Annotated in this window: 18 protein-coding genes; 12 read left to right on the plus strand and 6 right to left on the minus strand. The window is 62.3% G+C overall.

The window, feature by feature from the left end:
• Window positions 1-155 precede the first annotated feature (155 nt).
• Window positions 156-638 carry a phosphohistidine phosphatase SixA gene (gene sixA / locus H7A77_RS14760; RefSeq protein ID WP_004936230.1) on the plus strand — a complete coding sequence of 161 codons (483 nt, stop codon included), beginning with the start codon at window positions 156-158 and terminating at the stop codon, window positions 636-638.
• 69 nt (window positions 639-707) lie between these two features.
• Here the strand turns inward: sixA and smrB are convergent, their stop codons facing one another.
• The gene (smrB, locus tag H7A77_RS14765; RefSeq protein WP_025303720.1) at window positions 708-1,238 is read right to left on the minus strand and encodes an endonuclease SmrB; all 531 of its coding nucleotides are present in this window, start codon (window positions 1,236-1,238) and stop codon (window positions 708-710) included.
• Window positions 1,239-1,408: 170 nt separating this feature from the next.
• Here smrB and prmB point away from each other — a divergent pair, with 170 nt between their 5' ends.
• The 6 genes from prmB (at window position 1,409) to H7A77_RS14795 (ending at window position 6,098) form a co-directional block, all read left to right on the plus strand.
• Window positions 1,409-2,341, plus strand: coding sequence for a 50S ribosomal protein L3 N(5)-glutamine methyltransferase (gene prmB, locus H7A77_RS14770; protein ID WP_004936224.1), 933 nt, complete (start codon window positions 1,409-1,411; stop codon window positions 2,339-2,341).
• 65 nt (window positions 2,342-2,406) lie between these two features.
• Complete coding sequence (aroC, locus tag H7A77_RS14775; protein ID WP_033643909.1) at window positions 2,407-3,492, plus strand: chorismate synthase; 1,086 nt, start codon at window positions 2,407-2,409, stop codon at window positions 3,490-3,492.
• A gap of 5 nt (window positions 3,493-3,497) precedes the next feature.
• Window positions 3,498-4,325: a penicillin-insensitive murein endopeptidase gene (gene mepA / locus H7A77_RS14780; protein ID WP_025303719.1), complete on the plus strand. Its 828-nt coding sequence runs from the start codon at window positions 3,498-3,500 to the stop codon at window positions 4,323-4,325.
• A 3-nt stretch (window positions 4,326-4,328) separates the two neighbouring features.
• Window positions 4,329-5,135: a sulfite exporter TauE/SafE family protein gene (locus H7A77_RS14785; RefSeq protein WP_047025284.1), complete on the plus strand. Its 807-nt coding sequence runs from the start codon at window positions 4,329-4,331 to the stop codon at window positions 5,133-5,135.
• Between the two features lie 91 nt (window positions 5,136-5,226).
• Window positions 5,227-5,784, plus strand: a complete 558-nt coding sequence (locus H7A77_RS14790) for an elongation factor P hydroxylase (protein ID WP_072627254.1) — start codon at window positions 5,227-5,229, stop codon at window positions 5,782-5,784.
• Window positions 5,785-5,816: 32 nt separating this feature from the next.
• Window positions 5,817-6,098 (plus strand): YfcL family protein, encoded by a 282-nt coding sequence (locus H7A77_RS14795; RefSeq protein WP_016926855.1) that lies wholly within the window; start codon window positions 5,817-5,819, stop codon window positions 6,096-6,098.
• Between the two features lie 40 nt (window positions 6,099-6,138).
• Here H7A77_RS14795 and mnmC read toward each other — a convergent pair whose 3' ends face one another.
• Window positions 6,139-8,160 carry a bifunctional tRNA (5-methylaminomethyl-2-thiouridine)(34)-methyltransferase MnmD/FAD-dependent 5-carboxymethylaminomethyl-2-thiouridine(34) oxidoreductase MnmC gene (mnmC, locus tag H7A77_RS14800; protein WP_182074353.1) on the minus strand — a complete coding sequence of 674 codons (2,022 nt, stop codon included), beginning with the start codon at window positions 8,158-8,160 and terminating at the stop codon, window positions 6,139-6,141.
• Between the two features lie 170 nt (window positions 8,161-8,330).
• Between mnmC and fabB the strand changes: the two genes are divergently transcribed.
• Entirely contained in the window at window positions 8,331-9,551 is a 1,221-nt protein-coding gene (gene fabB / locus H7A77_RS14805; protein WP_016926857.1) for a beta-ketoacyl-ACP synthase I, read from the plus strand.
• A gap of 212 nt (window positions 9,552-9,763) precedes the next feature.
• Window positions 9,764-9,985 carry a hypothetical protein gene (locus tag H7A77_RS14810; protein ID WP_004936201.1) on the plus strand — a complete coding sequence of 74 codons (222 nt, stop codon included), beginning with the start codon at window positions 9,764-9,766 and terminating at the stop codon, window positions 9,983-9,985.
• Window positions 9,986-10,036: 51 nt separating this feature from the next.
• On the opposite strand, the gene apbE is transcribed toward H7A77_RS14810, so the two are convergent.
• Window positions 10,037-11,068 (minus strand): FAD:protein FMN transferase ApbE, encoded by a 1,032-nt coding sequence (gene apbE, locus H7A77_RS14815; protein WP_072627256.1) that lies wholly within the window; start codon window positions 11,066-11,068, stop codon window positions 10,037-10,039.
• 153 nt (window positions 11,069-11,221) lie between these two features.
• Here apbE and H7A77_RS14820 point away from each other — a divergent pair, with 153 nt between their 5' ends.
• Window positions 11,222-12,334, plus strand: coding sequence for an SLC13 family permease (locus H7A77_RS14820; RefSeq protein ID WP_069100403.1), 1,113 nt, complete (start codon window positions 11,222-11,224; stop codon window positions 12,332-12,334).
• Here the strand turns inward: H7A77_RS14820 and pepT are convergent.
• Window positions 12,331-13,578, minus strand: a complete 1,248-nt coding sequence (gene pepT / locus H7A77_RS14825; protein ID WP_182074354.1) for a peptidase T — start codon at window positions 13,576-13,578, stop codon at window positions 12,331-12,333. The two genes, H7A77_RS14820 and pepT, sit on opposite strands and share 4 nt — an antisense overlap.
• Before the next feature lie 217 nt (window positions 13,579-13,795).
• Here pepT and H7A77_RS14830 point away from each other — a divergent pair, with 217 nt between their 5' ends.
• Window positions 13,796-14,680 (plus strand): endonuclease/exonuclease/phosphatase family protein, encoded by an 885-nt coding sequence (locus H7A77_RS14830; RefSeq protein ID WP_182074355.1) that lies wholly within the window; start codon window positions 13,796-13,798, stop codon window positions 14,678-14,680.
• A gap of 27 nt (window positions 14,681-14,707) precedes the next feature.
• Here H7A77_RS14830 and H7A77_RS14835 read toward each other — a convergent pair whose 3' ends face one another.
• On the minus strand, window positions 14,708-16,141 hold the full coding sequence (locus H7A77_RS14835; protein ID WP_182074356.1) for a PLP-dependent aminotransferase family protein: 1,434 nt from the start codon (window positions 16,139-16,141) through the stop codon (window positions 14,708-14,710).
• A 93-nt stretch (window positions 16,142-16,234) separates the two neighbouring features.
• Here H7A77_RS14835 and H7A77_RS14840 point away from each other — a divergent pair, with 93 nt between their 5' ends.
• Entirely contained in the window at window positions 16,235-16,690 is a 456-nt protein-coding gene (locus H7A77_RS14840; RefSeq protein WP_033651965.1) for a rhodanese-like domain-containing protein, read from the plus strand.
• 4 nt (window positions 16,691-16,694) lie between these two features.
• On the opposite strand, the gene flk is transcribed toward H7A77_RS14840, so the two are convergent.
• Window positions 16,695-17,681 (minus strand): flagella biosynthesis regulator Flk (flk, locus tag H7A77_RS14845; protein WP_182074357.1); only part of this gene is annotated, 987 nt, incomplete at its 5' end.

Raw genomic sequence — 17,681 nt, forward strand, 5'->3', positions numbered from 1 at the left:
TTTCTTTACGCAAACTTTCAGGCAAAATGCCCGGCCGCCATAAAGAGACGGCGCGTTATCGTTTTAAAGCTTTGGCTTTGGGGTTGTAAAACTCGGCGGTACAGCACGCACGGCGTTTCTGTATAGCGTTACTTTGTCAACAACAGCGGTGCAATATGCAAGTTTTGATTATGCGTCACGGAGAGGCGGCGCTCGAGGCAGCCAGCGATGCGGTAAGGCCCCTTACCCTGTGCGGCCGCGACGAGTCCCGTCAGATGGCGGCCTGGTTGAACACCAAGTCTGTGGATATTGAACGCGTGCTGGTCAGCCCCTATCTGCGGGCCGAACAGACGCTGGCGACGGTGCGTGAAGCCTTGACGCTGCCGGAGGGCGAAGAAGTGCTGCCCGAACTGACGCCGGGCGGGAACGCCGAACAAGTCGGCAGCTATCTTCAGGCGTTGGCGATGCAAGGGGTGAGCTCGGTGCTGATCGTGTCGCACCTGCCGCTGGTAGGGTATCTGGTGGCGGAACTGTGTCCGGGCGAGTGCCCGCCGATGTTCGCGACCTCGGCGATCGCCAACGTCGATCTGCCGGCGGACGGCAGCTACGGCAAATTTGAATGGCAGGTCAGCCCGTCGCAGGTGATGGCCAAAGTGTGAGCCGCGGATGCGGTGCGGAATAAACTCAGGGCGATGTCTGATATCGCCCTGAGTCGTTTCTGCGGGAGGCTATTCTGCCAGCTCCACCAACAGCAGGACGGCGGCGTTGCCGCCCCATTCCTTCGGCGCCTGATGGAACGCCAGCACGTCGGGATGCTGCGCCAGCCACAGCGGCGTTTGCTGTTTGAGAATGTGTTTGCCGTGCCCGTGCATCACGCAGGCGCAGTGCACATGCTCGCGTTTGCAGGCGGCGATCAGCGCCCCCAATTCCTGCTTGGCCTGCAGCTGAGTCAGGCCGTGCAAATCAAGAAACAGCTCCGGCGAATAATCGCCGCGTCGCAGCTTCTTCAGCTCATACGGGCTGCTGCCGGGGCGCACGTAGCGCGTCGGGCCTTCCTCTTCCAGCTGCGGCTGATATTCATCTGAAAAATAATAGCTGGCATCGACCTGCTCCTGCAGCAGCCGCTGCGGCGCGACCTGTTTGACCTTGAGCTTCGGCGGGCGGTGGACGATGGTGTCCTGGCGCAGCTTTTTTGCGCCCGCCACCGACTCTCTGAAGAGCTGTTGTTCGTCTTTGCTCAGAGGGGGCTTGTTCTTCATGCTTCATTCACCGGAAATCGTTTATTTCGCTAGTTTACCTTGTGAATGAGCGCTGTCGACGCAAAACTCGGGCCAGAGTGAAAAGCGCGAGGGGCGCGCGTGATTTGTCGCGGGCTTCATGGCAAACTATGCGGCTAAATCATGAAACACAGCGCCTGCCGGAGGGCAAATTGGACAAAATTTTCGTCGACGAAGCAGTGAACGAACTGCACACCATTCAAGATATGCTGCGCTGGACGGTAAGCCGTTTCAACGCCGCCAATATCTATTATGGTCACGGAACCGACAATCCGTGGGACGAAGCGGTGCAATTGGTGCTGCCAAGCCTGTTTCTGCCGTTGGACATTCCGGAGGACATGCATACCGCTCGTCTGACTTCCAGCGAGCGCCATCGCATCGTTGAGCGCGTGATCCGCCGCGTCAACGAGCGTATCCCGGTCGCCTACCTGACCAACAAGGCCTGGTTCTGCGGCATGGAATTCTACGTCGACGAACGCGTGCTGGTGCCGCGCTCGCCGATCGGCGAGTTGATCAACGATCGTTTCAGCGCGCTGATCCCGCACCCGCCGCGCCATATTCTCGACATGTGCACCGGCAGCGGCTGCATCGCCATCGCCTGTGGCTACGCTTTCCCGGAAGCGGAAGTGGACGCGGTGGACATCTCCAGCGACGTGCTGGCGGTGACCGAGCGCAATATTCAGGCGCACGGCGTCGAGCACCAGGTGATCCCGATCCGTTCCGATCTGTTCCGCGACGTTCCCGCGATCCAGTACGATCTGATCGTCACCAACCCGCCGTACGTCGATGCGGAAGACATGTCGGATCTGCCGCAGGAGTTCCGCTTTGAGCCGGAACTGGGGCTGGCGGCGGGCAGCGACGGCTTGAAGCTGGTGCGCCGCATCCTGGCGTGCGCGCCGGACTACCTGACCGACGACGGCGTGCTGATTTGTGAAGTGGGCAACAGCATGGTACATCTGATGGAACAATATCCGGACATCCCGTTCACCTGGCTGGAATTCGAAAACGGCGGCGACGGCGTGTTCATGCTGACCAAACAGCAGCTGGTGGATTGCAAGGATCACTTCAGCCTCTATCGCAGCTAAGCCGCATTTCCAAGGCCCGCATGGCGGGCCTCATAACGATAAAAGACTAACGGTAAGGAGCCGTGATGGCAGGAAACAGTATTGGGCAGATTTTCCGCGTCACCACCTTCGGTGAATCTCACGGGGTGGCGCTGGGTTGTATCGTCGACGGCGTGCCGCCCGGCATCCCGCTCACCGAAGCCGATTTGCAACACGATCTGGACCGCCGTCGTCCGGGCACCTCGCGTTACACCACCCAGCGTCGCGAACCGGATCAGGTGCGCATTCTCTCCGGCGTATTCGAAGGCGTGACCACCGGCACCAGCATCGGTCTGATCATTGAAAACACCGATCAGCGCTCGCAAGACTACAGCGCCATCAAAGACGTGTTCCGTCCCGGGCATGCCGACTACACCTACGAACAGAAATACGGTCTGCGCGACTATCGCGGCGGCGGCCGCTCTTCGGCGCGTGAAACCGCCATGCGCGTCGCGGCGGGCGCTATCGCCAAGAAATACCTGCAGCAGAAGTTCGGCGTGCAGGTGCGCGGCTATCTGGCGCAGATCGGCGACGTGACCTGCGAGCTGAAAGACTGGGATCAGGTCGAACAGAACCCGTTCTTCTGCCCGGATCCGGACAAGCTGGAAGCGCTGGACGAACTGATGCGCGCGCTGAAAAAAGAGGGTGACTCCATCGGCGCCAAGGTCAGCGTGATTGCGGAAAACGTGCCGGTTGGCCTGGGCGAGCCGGTGTTTGACCGCCTCGATGCCGATCTGGCGCATGCGCTGATGAGCATCAACGCGGTGAAAGGCGTGGAGATCGGCGACGGATTCGCCGTGGTGACCAAACGCGGCAGCGAAAACCGCGATGAAATCACCCCGGAAGGCTTCCAAAGCAACCATGCCGGCGGCATTCTCGGCGGCATCAGCAGCGGCCAACCGGTGATCGCGCATCTGGCGCTGAAGCCAACCTCCAGCATCATGGTGCCGGGCCGCACCATCAATCGCCACGGGGAAGCGGTGGAAATGGTGACCCGCGGTCGCCACGATCCGTGCGTGGGCATCCGCGCCGTACCGATCGCCGAAGCGATGATGGCGATCGTGTTGATGGATCACCTGCTGCGCCAGCGTGCGCAAAACGGTGATGTGGTTTCCGACGTGCCTCGCTGGTAATCGCCATGAAAAACTGGATGTTGGGCCTGGTGGCCCTGACGGCCTCCGCTTCCGCCATGGCGCTGACGCCGTGGCAGAAAATCGACCATCCGGTGGCCGGCGCGCCGCAGGCGGTGGGCGGTTTCGCCAACGGCTGCATCATCGGCGCGCAGCCGTTGCCGCTGAATTCACCGGACTATCAGGTGATGCGTACCGACCAGCGCCGCTATTTCGGCCATCCGGATCTGCTGGCGTTCATACAGCGCCTCAGCAGCAAAGCGAACCAGAAAGCGCTGGGCACGGTGCTGATCGGCGACATGGCGATGCCGGCCGGCGGGCGCTTCAGCAGCGGCCACGCCAGCCACCAGTCTGGGCTCGACGTCGACATCTGGCTGCAGCTGCCGCGCCAACGTTGGAGCGCGCAGCAATTGCTCAAGCCGCAGCCGATCGACCTGGTGTCGGGCGACGGCAAACAGGTGGTGGCGAGCCAATGGCAACCGCAGATTGAGTCGCTGATCAAACTGGCGGCGCAGGATGCGGACGTGACGCGCATCTTCGTCAACCCGGCGATCAAGCAGCGTCTGTGCCTGGACGCCGGCGCCGATCGCGCCTGGCTGCACAAGGTGCGGCCGTGGTTTGGCCACCGTGCGCATATGCACGTGCGTCTGCGTTGTCCGGCCGGCAGCCTGGAGTGCCAGGAGCAGGATACGCCGCCGCCGGGCGATGGCTGCGGCGCCGAACTGGCGAGTTGGTTCGTGCCGCATCAGCCGAACGCGAAGCCGGGCAAACCCGTGCCGCCGCCGTTACCGCCTACCTGTCAGGCATTGCTGGATCACCATTTCTCAGCGGAATAACACATGGACTGGTTCGTCATTGGCCCCGAGATGCTCGGGGTGTTGTTTGCGGTAGCGCTGCTGGCGGGGTTTATCGACTCCATCGCCGGCGGCGGCGGATTACTGACGGTGCCGGCCTTGCTGGCAGTGGGGGTTCCTCCGGCGCAGGCGCTGGCGACCAATAAGCTGCAGTCGGTCGGCGGCTCTTTCTCCGCCAGTCTGTACTTCATTCGTCGGCGAGCGGTGAACCTCAACGACCAGAAGCTGACGATTTTTCTGACGCTGATCGGCTCGATCGCCGGCGCGATTCTGGTGCAGCACATGCGCGCCGATTTGCTGCGGCAGATGTTGCCGCTGCTGGTGATCGGCATCGGTCTCTATTTCTTGTTGATGCCGCGACTGGGTGAGGAAGATCGTCAACGCCGCCTCGGCGCCTTGCCGTTCGGGCTGGTAGCCGGCGGTTGCGTCGGGTTTTACGACGGTTTCTTCGGCCCCGGCGCCGGCTCATTCTACGCGCTGGCCTACGTGACGCTGTGCGGTTTCAACCTCGCCAAGTCTACGGCGCACGCCAAAGTGCTGAACTTTACCTCCAACGTCGGCGGGTTGGCGCTGTTCATCATCGGCGGCAAGGTGGTGTGGAGCATCGGTCTGGTGATGCTGGTGGGGCAGGTGCTGGGGGCGCGTTTGGGCGCGCACATGGTGCTGACCCGTGGCCAGAAATTGATTCGGCCGATGATCGTGATCGTCTCGCTGGTGATGAGCCTCAAGCTGCTTTACGACAATCACGGTGCAGAGATTCAGCAGTGGCTGTCCGCCTTCGTGCACGGCTGACGATGAAAATGGGCGCCGTTTATGCGCCCGTATCCCCCCGCCGGTTATCGGGTATAATGGCCTCTTTATTTTTGTGGTTATAGAGTTTTTTATGTCAGACACGCAGACCCGCCATCATTATGAGCAGTTGATCGAGATCTTCAATCGCTGCTTCAGCGATGACTACAACACCCGCCTGGTGAAGGGCGACGACGAACCGATCTACCTGCCGGCCGACGACGAATTGCCGTATCACCGCATCGTGTTCGCCCACGGTTTCTACGCCAGCGGCCTGCATGAAATTTCGCACTGGTGCATCGCCGGTGACGCGCGCCGTCAATTGGTGGACTTCGGCTATTGGTATTGCCCGGATGGGCGGGACGCGCAGACCCAGAGCGAATTTGAAGCGGTAGAGATCAAACCGCAGGCGCTGGAATGGATGTTCTGCGTGGCGGCCGGTTTCCCGTTCAACGTCAGCTGCGACAACCTGAACGGCGACTGCGAGCCGGATCGCATCGCGTTCCAACGCAAGGTGCGCGCCCGGGTATTGGCGCTGCTGGAGCAGGGAATACCCACAAGGCCTGCGCGCTTTATTCAGGCGTTGCAATCGTTCTACAATACGCCACCGTTGGCGGCCGAGCACTTTCCGTATCCGGAAGATCTCAACTGACGCCACAGCCCGTTATTTAATGAGGAAATTTGATGATCGCAGAATTTGAAGCGCGCATTTTGGCGCTGATTGATGACATGGTAGAGCACGCCAGCGATGATGAACTGTTTGCCGGTGGCTACCTGCGCGGTCATCTGACGCTGGCGGTGGCCGAGGCGGAAGAGCAGGGCGAACACACCGCCGAAGCGCTGAAAGCGCGGGTGGAGGAGAGCCTGCACAAAGCGATCGCCGCCGGGGAACTCTCGCCGCCGGATCAGATCCTGGTGCGCGGCATGTGGGAAAACCTCTATCAGGCTGCAACCCCTGCCGCCTGATCGTCATGCCGGGGCGCGTCGCCGCGCCCCTCAAGGTTGATTAAACTGCACGTCCTTTCAGCAATTTCCGCACCCACATCCGATTCGGATTCAACGCCGCCAGCAGGCGCGCATCACCCGGCAACGGTTCGCCGAACAGCTGCGCCGCCAAAATTTCCGCCGCCAACGGCGCCGAGCACAAGCCGCGCGAGCCTAACCCGCCGATAGCGAACAGACCGGGATAGACCGGCGCATCGGCGACGGTTTCGCCGCGCTGGTTCTGCCGCTGCAAATCCTGATACTGTGCCAGCGTGGCCTGATAGTCCGGCAGCGCGCCGACCATCGGCAGATGATCGCGGGTGGCGCTGCGCACGCCGCAGCGCGCCTGATGAGCGCTGACGTCCACCTGCTGCGGCCAGGCCTGCTCCGGCAGACAGCGCAGCAGGCGCTCGCGGTTCTCCTGTTGCTCCTGCTCGCGGTAGTCGGTGGCGATGTCGCCGCGCTGGTAGCTGGCGCCAATGCAGTGGTGGCCGTTGTTGGCATTAACCGGCGTCAGGTAGCCGTCGTAACACAATACCTGTTTCAATTGACCGAGGGCCGGCGAGGTCGGAATATGCGACACCTGCCCGCGTACCGAATACAGCGGCAGGGCTTCCGTCGGCGCCAGTTCGGCCAACCGATGGCCGTTGGCCAGGATCACCGTCGCATGGCGCCGGCTGTCGCCGTTGGCGAAATCGATGCGCCAGCCGTTTTCTTCCTGCGTCAGCCTCTGTGCATCGTGCCGGTAGTGGCAGACCAAGCCCTGACGCTGCGCCAGCGCGATAGCGCCGCGCGTCAGCTCGGCCGGGCAGAGCCAGCCGCCTAGCGGGTAGGTGATGCCGCCAAAGCCGGTATCGACGCCGCACCGTTCGCTGAGCGTCTCGCGGTCGGCCGCCATCGCCAAGGCCTGCGGCCAGTCAGTTTTCAGCATATTGGCGATCTTGGCGCCGCTCTTTTCGTCATAGGCCAACTGGCTGACGCCGCACCACTGGTGATCAAAGGCGACGCCTTGTTGCAACAGGGCATCGTACTGGCGGCGGGCGAAGGGAAACGCGGCGCTGAAAAAGATCTCCAGCGCGTCGCCGCTGCCGTTCAGCAAAGGATAAATCGCGCCCTGGCGGTTGCCGGATGCGCCCTCGGCCGCCTGCTCATCGGCGCAGTACAGCGTGACGGTGGCGCCGCGGCGCAGCAAGGCCAGCGCGGTGAGCGCGCTGGCGACGCCGCCGCCGATCAGGGCGATGTCGGCGGTGTTGTCCGCCGCCGGGCGTCGATACCAGGGCGCCGGATGTGCGGTGGGCTGCGCATCGGCCGGGAGCTCGCCGGCGAGCATCTCACGCTTTTGGCCGAAGCCTTTGCAGCGGTTGACCTGAAAACCGGCCTGTTGCAAGCCGCGGCGCACGAAGCCGGCGGCGGTAAAGGTGGCGAAGCTGCCTCCCGGCCGAGCGAAGCGCGCCATGGCGGCGAACAGTTGATCGGTCCACATGTCGGGGTTTTTTGCCGGCGCGAAACCGTCGAGGAACCAGGCGTCCACCTGGTTATTCATGCTGGCGTCAAACTGCGGCAGCAGATCGTTGACGTCGCCGAACCACAGATCGAGCGTAATGCGGCCTTCGGCTAACAGCAGGCGATGGCAACCCGGCAACGGCAGCGGCCACTGGGCGCGCAGCTCGTCGGCATAAGGCGCCAACTCCGGCCAGCGCGCATGCGCCGCCGCCAGGTCAGCCTGCTGCAGGGGGAATTTTTCGAAGCTGATAAAGTGCAGGCGCTGCAGCGCTGCGTCCGGCTCGGCCTGACGGAAGCCGGCGAAGGCCTGCCACAGCGTGAGGAAATTGAGCCCGGTGCCGAACCCGGTTTCCGCCACGACAAACAGCGAGCGCGGATGGGCGGCGAAACGTTGCGGCAGCCGATTGCCGTGCAGGAAGACGTAGCGGGTTTCTTCCAGCCCATCCTGATTGGAAAAATAGACGTCATCAAACTGTTTCGAAACAGGTGTACCCTGTTCGTTCCAGGTTAGCGTTGCGGTTTGGATGGGGGCGTGGTTCACGGTCAATGGCTCGAAATTCAAGGGATGCCGCGAATTCTAACGGCGCTGGCGCCCCGGCGCAAACTGGGCAACAATAAAGCTGAAAAACGCTGATCGGACTTGTTCGGCTTACATCTGTACGCTAAAGTGCGATGCAAAATCCCGTAGGTAAATAGTGGAAGAGGTATTGAATGAAACGTGCAGTGATTACTGGCCTGGGAGTTGTCTCCAGCATTGGTAATAACCAGCAGGAGGTCCTGGCAAGCCTGCAGGAAGGACGTTCTGGGATCACTTTCTCCCAGGAGCTGAAAGATTCCGGCATGCGTAGTCACGTATGGGGGCAAGTTAAGCTCGACACTACCGGCCTGATCGACCGCAAGGCGGTGCGTTTCATGAGCGACGCTTCCATTTATGCCTTCCTGGCGATGCAAGAAGCGATCGCGTCTTCCGGCCTGAAGGAAGAAGAGTATCAAAACAACCCGCGCGTGGGCCTGATCGCCGGTTCCGGCGGCGGTTCTCCGCGCTTCCAGGTGTTCGGCGCCGATGCGATGCGCAGCCCGCGCGGCCTGAAAGCGGTTGGCCCGTACGTGGTGACCAAGGCCATGGCTTCCGGCGTTTCCGCCTGCCTGGCAACGCCGTTCAAAATCCACGGCGTGAACTACTCCATCAGCTCCGCTTGCGCGACCTCCGCGCACTGCATCGGCAACGCGGTTGAGCAAATCCAGCTGGGCAAACAGGACATCGTATTCGCCGGCGGCGGCGAAGAGCTGTGCTGGGAAATGGCCTGCGAGTTCGATGCGATGGGCGCGTTGTCCACCAAATACAACGACACGCCGGAAAAAGCGTCCCGCACCTATGACGCCGATCGTGACGGTTTCGTCATCGCCGGCGGCGGCGGCATGGTGGTGGTTGAAGAGCTGGAGCACGCACTGGCGCGCGGCGCGCACATCTATGCGGAAATCGTCGGCTACGGCGCGACTTCCGACGGCGCCGACATGGTTGCCCCTTCGGGCGAAGGCGCAGTGCGCTGCATGAAGATGGCGATGCAGGATCTGGATGCGCCGATCGATTACATCAACGTGCACGGCACCTCTACGCCGGTAGGTGACGTGAAAGAGCTGGGCGCCATTCGTGAAGTGTTCGGCGACAATACCCCGGCCATCTCCTCCACCAAGGCGATGACCGGCCACTCGCTGGGCGCTGCGGGCGTGCAGGAAGCGATCTACAGCCTGCTGATGCTGGAGCACGGCTTTATCGCGCCGAGCATCAACATCGAAACCCTGGATGAACAGGCGGCCGGCATGAACATCGTGACTCAGCCGACCCAGCGCGAGCTGACCACCGTGATGTCCAACAGCTTCGGTTTCGGCGGCACCAACGCCACGCTGGTGATGCGCAAACTGGCGAAATAATCCCGCCGGCGCGTCATTCCGCCAACAAGCCCGCGTTTTCGCGGGCTTTTTACTGCCCGAAGCCCACCGGCCGGGCGCTCGGAGTTTTCCCAAATCACATCCCCTGACACATCATTACCTCGCCATTACACGCGTTGGGCATACAATAGCCAGGTAGCGTGATTATCGCTCGGCGTAGCTTTCTAAAGTGATCGAACATTGAGGCAAGAAGTATGAAAAAGTTAATTGCGGTTGGGTTACTGTCGGCCGTGTTGGCCGGATGCGCCACCGATTCTCCCTGCGTGCCGGTCTACGATGACCAGGGGCGTCTGGTGCACACCAACACCTGTATGAAGGGCACCACTCAGGATAACTGGGAAACCGCGGGCGCGATCGCCGGCGGTGCGGCGGCGGTTGCCGGTCTGACCCTCGGTATCATCGCGCTGACCAAGTGATCGGCGCGGAACAGGAATAAGCCCGGCCATTGCGCGCCGGGCTTTTTTATCTCACTGCACTAAAAATGCTTTGAACTGCGGCGTCATCACGGCGCTGAAACCGTCGTCGGTTTTGCTGATCAGGTAGACCGCCAGCCCTTTCTCTTCTGCGAGCTGCAACGCTTTCTCCGGGCCCAGCACCATCAAGCCGGTATCCCAACCGTCGGCCTCGAGTGCGGTCGGGGCGATCACCGTGGCGGAAACCAGCCGGTGGTTGATCGGCCTGCCGGTGGTCGGATCGATGACATGGGAGTAACGCTGGCCGTTTTGTTCGAAGTAGTTGCGGTAGCTGCCGGCGGTGCTGATGCCGTAACCGTGCAGATCCACCAGCGCCTGTACCGCATTTTCACGGTCGGTCGGCTTTTGGATCGCCACCCGCCAGGGTTTGCCCTGGCCGTTGACGCCGCGCGAAGAGACCGCGCCGCCTACCGACACCAGGTAGTTGGTAATGCCGTGACGGTTCATCAGGCGCACCAGCTCATCGGCGCCATAGCCTTCGCCCAGCGTCGAGAGATCGACATACATGCTCGGCAGATCTTTTTGCAGCCACTCCCCGTGATTGTCGCTGATCAGCTTCAGGTGCTGCAGGCCGATGTTCTGCTTCGCCGCGTCGATCTGCGCCTGTTCCGGCACCTTGACCGGATGCTTGTCTGGGCCGAACCCCCACAGGTTCACCAGTGGGCCGACGGTGATGTCCATGGCGCCGCCGGTATCGCGGCCGATGCGTTGGGCCATCAATACGATGTCCGCCATGCCGCGCGGGATAGGCTGCGGCTCGAGGCTGGCGCTGCGGTTAAACCGCGACAGCACCGAATCGGCGCGGTAGGTAGAGATATCGTCGTTGGCCCGTTCGAGCACCGTGTCGATCTGCCGCTGCAGCTCTTGTTTGCCGATCGCGACGTCACCGCTGACCTTAACGCTGTAGAAGGTGCCCATGGTCTTGCCGTCGATATCGATTTGCGGGCGAGAGGCGGGATCGTCACAGGCGGCGAGCAGGGCGCATAAGGCGCTGAGCAACGCCCCTTTAGCGAGCAGGGAAGCCATAACATGTCCTTTGAAAACCGTGAAAGCCGCTACAAATAAAGTAAAGCGCGGCAAATGAAAAGCGGATAAAGGTAAAATAGCATTTTGCTGGCGCTGAAGCCGCGTCTGAGCTAACGTCTGCCCATTCTTTTCGGTGAGGTTCACACTGCCGCTATGAGTTCAACCGCCATTTCTCGGCTTATCCACCCCTTTGTCAAAGATCGCTTCTTGCATACATTGCTGCTGGCCGGCGTGGTGATGTTCGCTTTTCATCCGCAACCGCTGTCGGCGCTGGGTGGTTTCATCGACGGCCGTACCCTCATCACCCTGTTGGGGCTGATGCTGCTGACCAAAGGGGTGGAGGTCAGCGGCTACTTCGATTTTGTCGGCCGCAAGATTATCAACCGCTTGCACAGCGAACGGCGGCTGGCGCTGTTCCTGGTGTTTTCCGCCGCGCTGCTGTCGTCGTTTCTGACCAACGATGTGGCGCTGTTTATCGTCATTCCGCTCACCATCACGCTAAAAAAGCTGTCGGCGCTGCCGGTTGGCCGCTTGATCATCTTCCAGGCGCTGGCGGTGAACGCCGGTTCGTTGCTGACGCCGATCGGCAACCCGCAAAATATCCTGCTGTGGAGCCGCTCCGGCCTCTCTTTCCTCGGTTTCATCGGCCAGATGGCGCCGTTTGGCGCCGCAATGATGTTGAGCCTGCTGGCGCTGACCTGGTTCAGCTTCCCGGCGCGCGACATCGTGAAAACGCCGAATACCGAGGGGTATCCCTACCAGCGGCCGCTGTTGCTGAGCTGTGTAGGGCTGTATGCGGTTTTCCTGCTGTGTCTCGATTTCGATCTGCCGTTGTACGGGCTGCTGGCGGTGTTCGCCGGTTTCTTGCTGCTGGCGCGCCGAGTGCTGTTGCAGATCGACTGGAGTCTGATTTTCGTGTTCGCCGCCATGTTCATCGATGTCGGCCTGTTTACCCGTTTGCCGCCGCTTCAGCCGGCGTTCGCCGCCATCGCCGGGCTGAGCGAGGGGAGCGTGTATGCGTTGGGCGTCGGGCTGTCGCAGATCGTCAGCAACGTGCCGGCCACCATACTGTTGCTCAACTATGTGCCCTCGAGCGCTCAGTTGGCCTATGCGGTCAACGCCGGCGGCTTCGGGTTGGCGATCGGATCGCTCGCCAACCTGATTGCGCTGCGCATGGCGGGGGAGCGCAAGATCTGGTTGCGCTTCCACTATTATTCGCTGCCGCTGTTGGTATGGGCCGCGTTGCTCGGCTGGGTGATGAGCTAAGCCGGTTGGCCGCTTTGTCGCGCGGCCAGCAGGCAAATGCTGCGGGTCACCTGATAGGATTTCACGAAGGCGCTGACGGGTAAAAACTCGAAGCGCGAGTGGAAGTTATGCGCGCCGGTGAAGTAATTGGGCGTCAGGATGCCACGGCTGGAGAGCGCCGCGCCGTCGGTGCCGCCGCGCATCGGGATCACCTTCGGCGGGATGCCGTGGGCGGCGAGGGCGCCGAAGATCAGATCGATGGCGCGCCGGTCCTCGCCGATGGCGTTGCTGATGTTGCTGTAGATGTCGCTGACGCTGCAGCTGACGTTGGCCCGCGGATAGTTGGCCGCCACCTGGCGCACCATCTCCTCAAGGCGGGCCTTGCGTGCCTCGAACGCCGCGCGATCGAAGTCGCGAATCGACACCTTCAGCGTCGCCTGATTGGCGTTGGCGGCCAGATCGGTGAACCAGAAATAGCCCTCGCGCCCTTCGGTGTGCTCCGGGGTATCCTGCACGTCGAATCGGTTAATGATGTCGTTGGCGATGCGTATCGGGTTGATTAATACGTTTTTCGCCGACATCGGGTGGGCGGTCACCCCCTCGATGCGGATCTCCGCCGCCGCCGCGTTGAAATTTTCGTACACCACTTCACCCAGTTCGCAGCAGTCGATGGTGTAGGCGAAATCGACGGGGAAACGCTGCATATCCAGCGCCTTGGCGCCGCGCAGGCCGATTTCTTCGTCCGGCACGAACGCCACCACGATATCGCCGTGGCGATCGGCCGCGGTCAGGTTGGCCAGCAGCGTCATCACCACGGTGACCGCCGCCTTATTGTCGGCGCCCAGCACGCTGGTGCCGTCGCTGAACAGGATCTCTTCGTTCCGGTAGGGCAGGATCTCCGGATGCTCGGTGGTACGCAGCCAGATGTCCTGCTCGGCATTCAGGCATAAATCCTCGCCGGTGAAGCGCAGGCGCTGCGGGCGAATCTCGGGCGACAGGCCGACGTCCACGGTGTCTATATGCGTGATGAAGCCGATGCGCGGCGCGCCGGGTTGAGTGCCGGGCTTGCGGGCGGTCACGGTGGCGTGCTCGTCGATTTGAACGTCGGCCAGGCCGAGCCGGCGCAGCTCGTCCGCCAACAGTTGCGCCATCTCATGCTGCCCCGGCGTGCTGGGCAGGGCGGTTGCGGCGGCGTCGCTCTGGCTGGTCACCGCCAGATAGCGGAAGAAACGTTCGGTAAGCTGTTCGGCAATCGGGCTGGTCATCGGAACTCCTCGCGGTTGGCAATCTACCGGTTTTAAAACGAAATCAGCCGATTGTCCAACGGCGCAATGCGTAAACCGCCAGAATGCGAAGCATCGCGCAGAAACGAAAAATAGCGGTGCAACTAGGAAATAGTCGCAGGTTTCTGCGGCAAAATCGGTGTTAGCTGTGGGCCGGGAAGCGCCCGCATAACACTTATCTGTCCCTCAAGGAGAATTCATGCACACCGGTCACGCTTTGCTCATCACCTTACTGTCCCTGGGCATCTCTCACAGCGCCTGGTCGTCCGCCGATACCGGGCACGCCAACAGCCGCGAGGTGGCCAGCGCGTTGGGCGGCCTGAAGAACAAAACCTACGAGCTGGAACAGGCGCCGAAGATCCGCGTCGCCAGCTTCAATATCGCCGCCGGCAAGGTCAGCGACATGACCGCTATCGCCAAGGCGATTCGCGCGATGAACGTCGACGTGGTGGCGCTGCAGGAGGTGGATAAACTCACCGCCCGCAGCGGGCGGGTCGATCAGGCGGCGGAACTGGCGAAGCTGACCGGCATGCAGGCGGTGTTCGGCCGGGCGATCGATTTCGACGGCGGTGAATACGGCCTGGCGTTTCTCTCGAAGTATCCGCTGCACGACGCCGTGATCTATCCGTTGCCGTCCGGCCAGCGCGAGCAGCGCATCGCCTTCAGCGCCAAGGTCGATGTGCCGGAGTTCCCGACGCCGATCACCCTGTTCAACACCCACCTCGACACCAAGGAAGATCCGACGATGCGTCTGGATCAGGTGCGGGAGCTGAACGATCGCACCATCGAAGTGCGCGGCATCAAACTGCTGTTCGGCGACATGAACGATGTGCCGGGCAGCGTCACCTGGCTGGAGCTGAGCCGCTATTGGAACGATATCATGCCCAATGGGCAAGATGGCCGCAGCTGGCCGGCGGAAAACGCCGAAATCAAGGTGGATTACATCTTTAGCGGCAATGCGCAGCGTTGGCATCTGGACAGCCTGACGGTGCCGAACGCCAGCGGCGATTGGAACGGCGTGCACTGGCCGGCGGTGAGCGATCACCTGCCGCTGGTGGCGGAGATGCGCCTGACCGAGCAATAAGCCGGCCGGCGTCTCTCCGGGGCAGGGCTAAGCCGCGGCGATCCGCGCCAGCCGCTCGACGGCGCTGCGGATCTCGCCCGGCGTCAGGGCCGAAAAACCCAGCAGCCAGCCGTCGCGCTGGGCCTGAACCGTTTGGTATTGCGCCGTTAACCCGGGCGTAAGGACGCCGAGCCGCCGCGCCTGTTGGCTGAGCGCCGCCTCCCGGCCGGGCGGCAGCCAAACGCTGAGCTGCAGGCCGCCGGCGGCGGGAGCGGCCGTGGCGAAGTGGCTCAGCTTTTCGCGCACTTCCGTCAGCAGCACATCGCGCCGGCTGTGGTAGAGCTGGCGCATGTAACGAATATGCGCGGCGAAGTGCCCCTGGCGAATGAACTCGGCGGTCACCGCCTGCATCAATTGCGCGCTGTGGCCGTCATAGACCGTGCGTGCGGTGACGAAGGGGGCGGCCAGCGCGGGCGGCACGATCAGGTACGCCAGCCGCAGCGAAGGGAACAACGATTTGGAGAAGGTGCCGAGATAGAGCACCCGGCCATGGCGATCCAGGCCTTGCATCGCCGGAATCGGCAGCCCGTCGTAGTGAAACTCGCTGTCGTAATCGTCCTCAATGATCCAGGCCTGTTGCCGCTCCGCCTGCGCCAGCAACGCCAAGCGGCGTGCCAGGCTGAGCGCCGCGCCGGTCGGGTATTGGTGCGAGGGCGTCAGATAAATCAAACGAGGGTCGGGCAAGGAGGGGTCAGCGCGCAGGCCGTCGCCGTCTACCGCTACCGGCGTCAGCGCGGCGCCGGCGCTGATAAAGGCGTTTCTCGCCCCGGCGTAGCCCGGCTCTTCCATCCAGACGCTGTCGCCGCTGTCCAACAGTAAGGTGGCGATCATTTGCAGCGCCTGCTGCGAACTGGTCAGCACGATAACCTGGCTCGCATCGCAGACTACGCCGCGCGTTTGATTGACGTGGGCGGCAATGGCTTCGCGCAGCGGCAGATAGCCTTGCGGATCGCCGTAGCGCAGCAGGCTTTCCCCCTGCAGGCGCAGGCGTTGAGCGGTCAACTGCTTCCACAGGGCCAGCGGAAACGCGCGCAGGTCCGGCGAGCCGGCAGCGAAGGCCTGAGGGTTCTGCGGATCGCGGCAGCCGCCGGTGTGCACGATCTGTTGGCCGCGCAGCGAAAGGCGCGGCATGGCGGTGCGGGTCGCCGGCGGCGGCGATTTGGCGATGCGGATAGCCACAAATGTGCCCTGGCCGACGCGGCGCTGCAAATACCCCTCCGCCTCCAACTGGCCGTACGCTGCTTCGACGGTCACCCTTGAGAGGTTCAGATCCCCAGCCAGCACTCGGCTGGAGGGCAGCCGTTGCCCAACGCTCAATGCGCCGTGGTGGATGGCCTGCCGCAATGCCGCACACAGACGATCGCGCAGCGTGCCGATGGCCTGGGGCGATTGCTGAAACAGCGTGATCAGCGTGTGCCGCATAATGGGTCTTATCATGAGTAAAAAATGGGTATCAATCATAAGACCAAAATCGGGCACTATTGTCATCTGTCTTGATCAACGGGAGTGAGTGATATGTCGAAAGAATCCTTGGTGCTGGCCTTTCCGCCGGCAGCGCCGGAAGAGAGCCTGGCCTATCTGGCGGCTAAACTGAGCCGCTATGCGGATGCCTGGGACGTGGCGGAAGATTTGCGCAATGGCGTGGACGGGATGGTGGTGATCGACACCCGTGCGGAGGCGCTGTACGCCGCCGGGCATATCCCCGGCGCATTCAGCTTGCCGCATCGCCTGATGGATGAAGCCGGCACGGCGCACCTGGATCGCCAAAAGGTGTATGTGACCTACTGCGACGGCATCGGCTGCAACGGTTCCACCAAAGGCGCCTACAAGCTGGCGAAGTTGGGGTTTAGGGTGAAGGAGTTGATTGGCGGGCTGGATTTCTGGCTGCGCGACGGCCATCCGTTGGCCATCGGCGAACTGCCGGGGTCGCTGCGCTCCCGGGCGGCCGCAGCGGACTGCGGCTGCGCCTGAGGCGTTAAAACACCAGCGCCAGCACGACGGCCAACGCCAACAGCAGCAGGATCAGCGCCACGGCGGGCTTACTCAGCGCTTTTTGCAGCGGCAGAGGCAGGGCGGCGATCAGCGGGTTGAGCAGCGGCTGCGGTTCGATAGAGGGGCTTGCGATCGGCTGCGCCTGGCCGGCTTTGTCCAGACGGCGGGCAAACAGCTGATGAATGGCGTCGCTCATTTGCGGATGCGTCAGCGGCGCGTTGGCGCCGCAGTTGAAGCGCGTCTGGCAATAGTCGTTCATCTGCTGCAGTTCTTGCTCATCCGCCGGCTGTTTGAGCGCCGCCAGCAGGTTGTTCAGCGTTGGCGCGTTCTGCGGGCTGAGCGCCACCTTCACCTGTAAAAACTGGTTCAGCAGCTGGAAGTGGCGCGCCGGCAGCGGATCGTTGGTTTTCACGCCCGCCAGATCGAACAGCGTTTGCCAAATTTTAGCCGGCGCTTCACCGGTCGCGGCGCTGAGTTTGGTGACCTGCTGCTGCAGGCTTTGATGCTCTGCGGGCAGCAGCGGGCGATCGCTGGTGGCGGTTTGCTGCGGTTGGGGAATGGTCAGGCCGCCGGTCTGCAACAGATTCAGCACCTGCTGCAGCTGTGGTGGGCTGAGCTGGCTCAACACCGTATGGCCGAACCGTTGACGAATAAAGTCACTGACCGCCTGGCGATTATTGCCCTGCGGCAGCAACTCGGCCAGCTGTTGCAGCAGTTGGCGCCCGGCATGGTTTTGCTGCGCCTGCGTCAGGCGCGTTTGCAGCAGCTGTTCCGCCGGTTGAAAATGGCGCGCCAGCAGTTCGCCGCCTTTGTCGGCGCCGAGATCGTGACGCAGAGACGCCCAGATCTCCGCCGATTTTACCGGGCTGAGCGTCATGATTTTCACGATCAGTTTTTCCAGCGTTGTGCGCTGCGCCGGAGAGAGGGGTTGATCGTCAGTGGCCGCCGTTTTGCCCGGGGAAGGGGGGCG

This window comes from Serratia sp. ME47, assembly GCF_903970925.1.
GTDB lineage: Bacteria > Pseudomonadota > Gammaproteobacteria > Enterobacterales > Enterobacteriaceae > Serratia > Serratia ureilytica.

Bases quoted from the DNA above. Each gene is read 5' to 3' on its own strand.
- sixA (WP_004936230.1), top strand. From the start codon at position 156: ATGCAAGTTTTGATTATGCGTCACGGAGAGGCGGCGCTCGAGGCAGCC.
- smrB (WP_025303720.1), bottom strand. From the start codon at position 1,238: ATGAAGAACAAGCCCCCTCTGAGCAAAGACGAACAACAGCTCTTCAGA.
- aroC (WP_033643909.1), top strand. From the start codon at position 2,407: ATGGCAGGAAACAGTATTGGGCAGATTTTCCGCGTCACCACCTTCGGT.
- mepA (WP_025303719.1), top strand. From the start codon at position 3,498: ATGAAAAACTGGATGTTGGGCCTGGTGGCCCTGACGGCCTCCGCTTCC.
- H7A77_RS14785 (WP_047025284.1), top strand. From the start codon at position 4,329: ATGGACTGGTTCGTCATTGGCCCCGAGATGCTCGGGGTGTTGTTTGCG.
- H7A77_RS14790 (WP_072627254.1), top strand. From the start codon at position 5,227: ATGTCAGACACGCAGACCCGCCATCATTATGAGCAGTTGATCGAGATC.
- H7A77_RS14795 (WP_016926855.1), top strand. From the start codon at position 5,817: ATGATCGCAGAATTTGAAGCGCGCATTTTGGCGCTGATTGATGACATG.
- fabB (WP_016926857.1), top strand. From the start codon at position 8,331: ATGAAACGTGCAGTGATTACTGGCCTGGGAGTTGTCTCCAGCATTGGT.
- H7A77_RS14810 (WP_004936201.1), top strand. From the start codon at position 9,764: ATGAAAAAGTTAATTGCGGTTGGGTTACTGTCGGCCGTGTTGGCCGGA.
- apbE (WP_072627256.1), bottom strand. From the start codon at position 11,068: ATGGCTTCCCTGCTCGCTAAAGGGGCGTTGCTCAGCGCCTTATGCGCC.
- H7A77_RS14820 (WP_069100403.1), top strand. From the start codon at position 11,222: ATGAGTTCAACCGCCATTTCTCGGCTTATCCACCCCTTTGTCAAAGAT.
- pepT (WP_182074354.1), bottom strand. From the start codon at position 13,578: ATGACCAGCCCGATTGCCGAACAGCTTACCGAACGTTTCTTCCGCTAT.
- H7A77_RS14830 (WP_182074355.1), top strand. From the start codon at position 13,796: ATGCACACCGGTCACGCTTTGCTCATCACCTTACTGTCCCTGGGCATC.
- H7A77_RS14835 (WP_182074356.1), bottom strand. From the start codon at position 16,141: ATGCGGCACACGCTGATCACGCTGTTTCAGCAATCGCCCCAGGCCATC.
- H7A77_RS14840 (WP_033651965.1), top strand. From the start codon at position 16,235: ATGTCGAAAGAATCCTTGGTGCTGGCCTTTCCGCCGGCAGCGCCGGAA.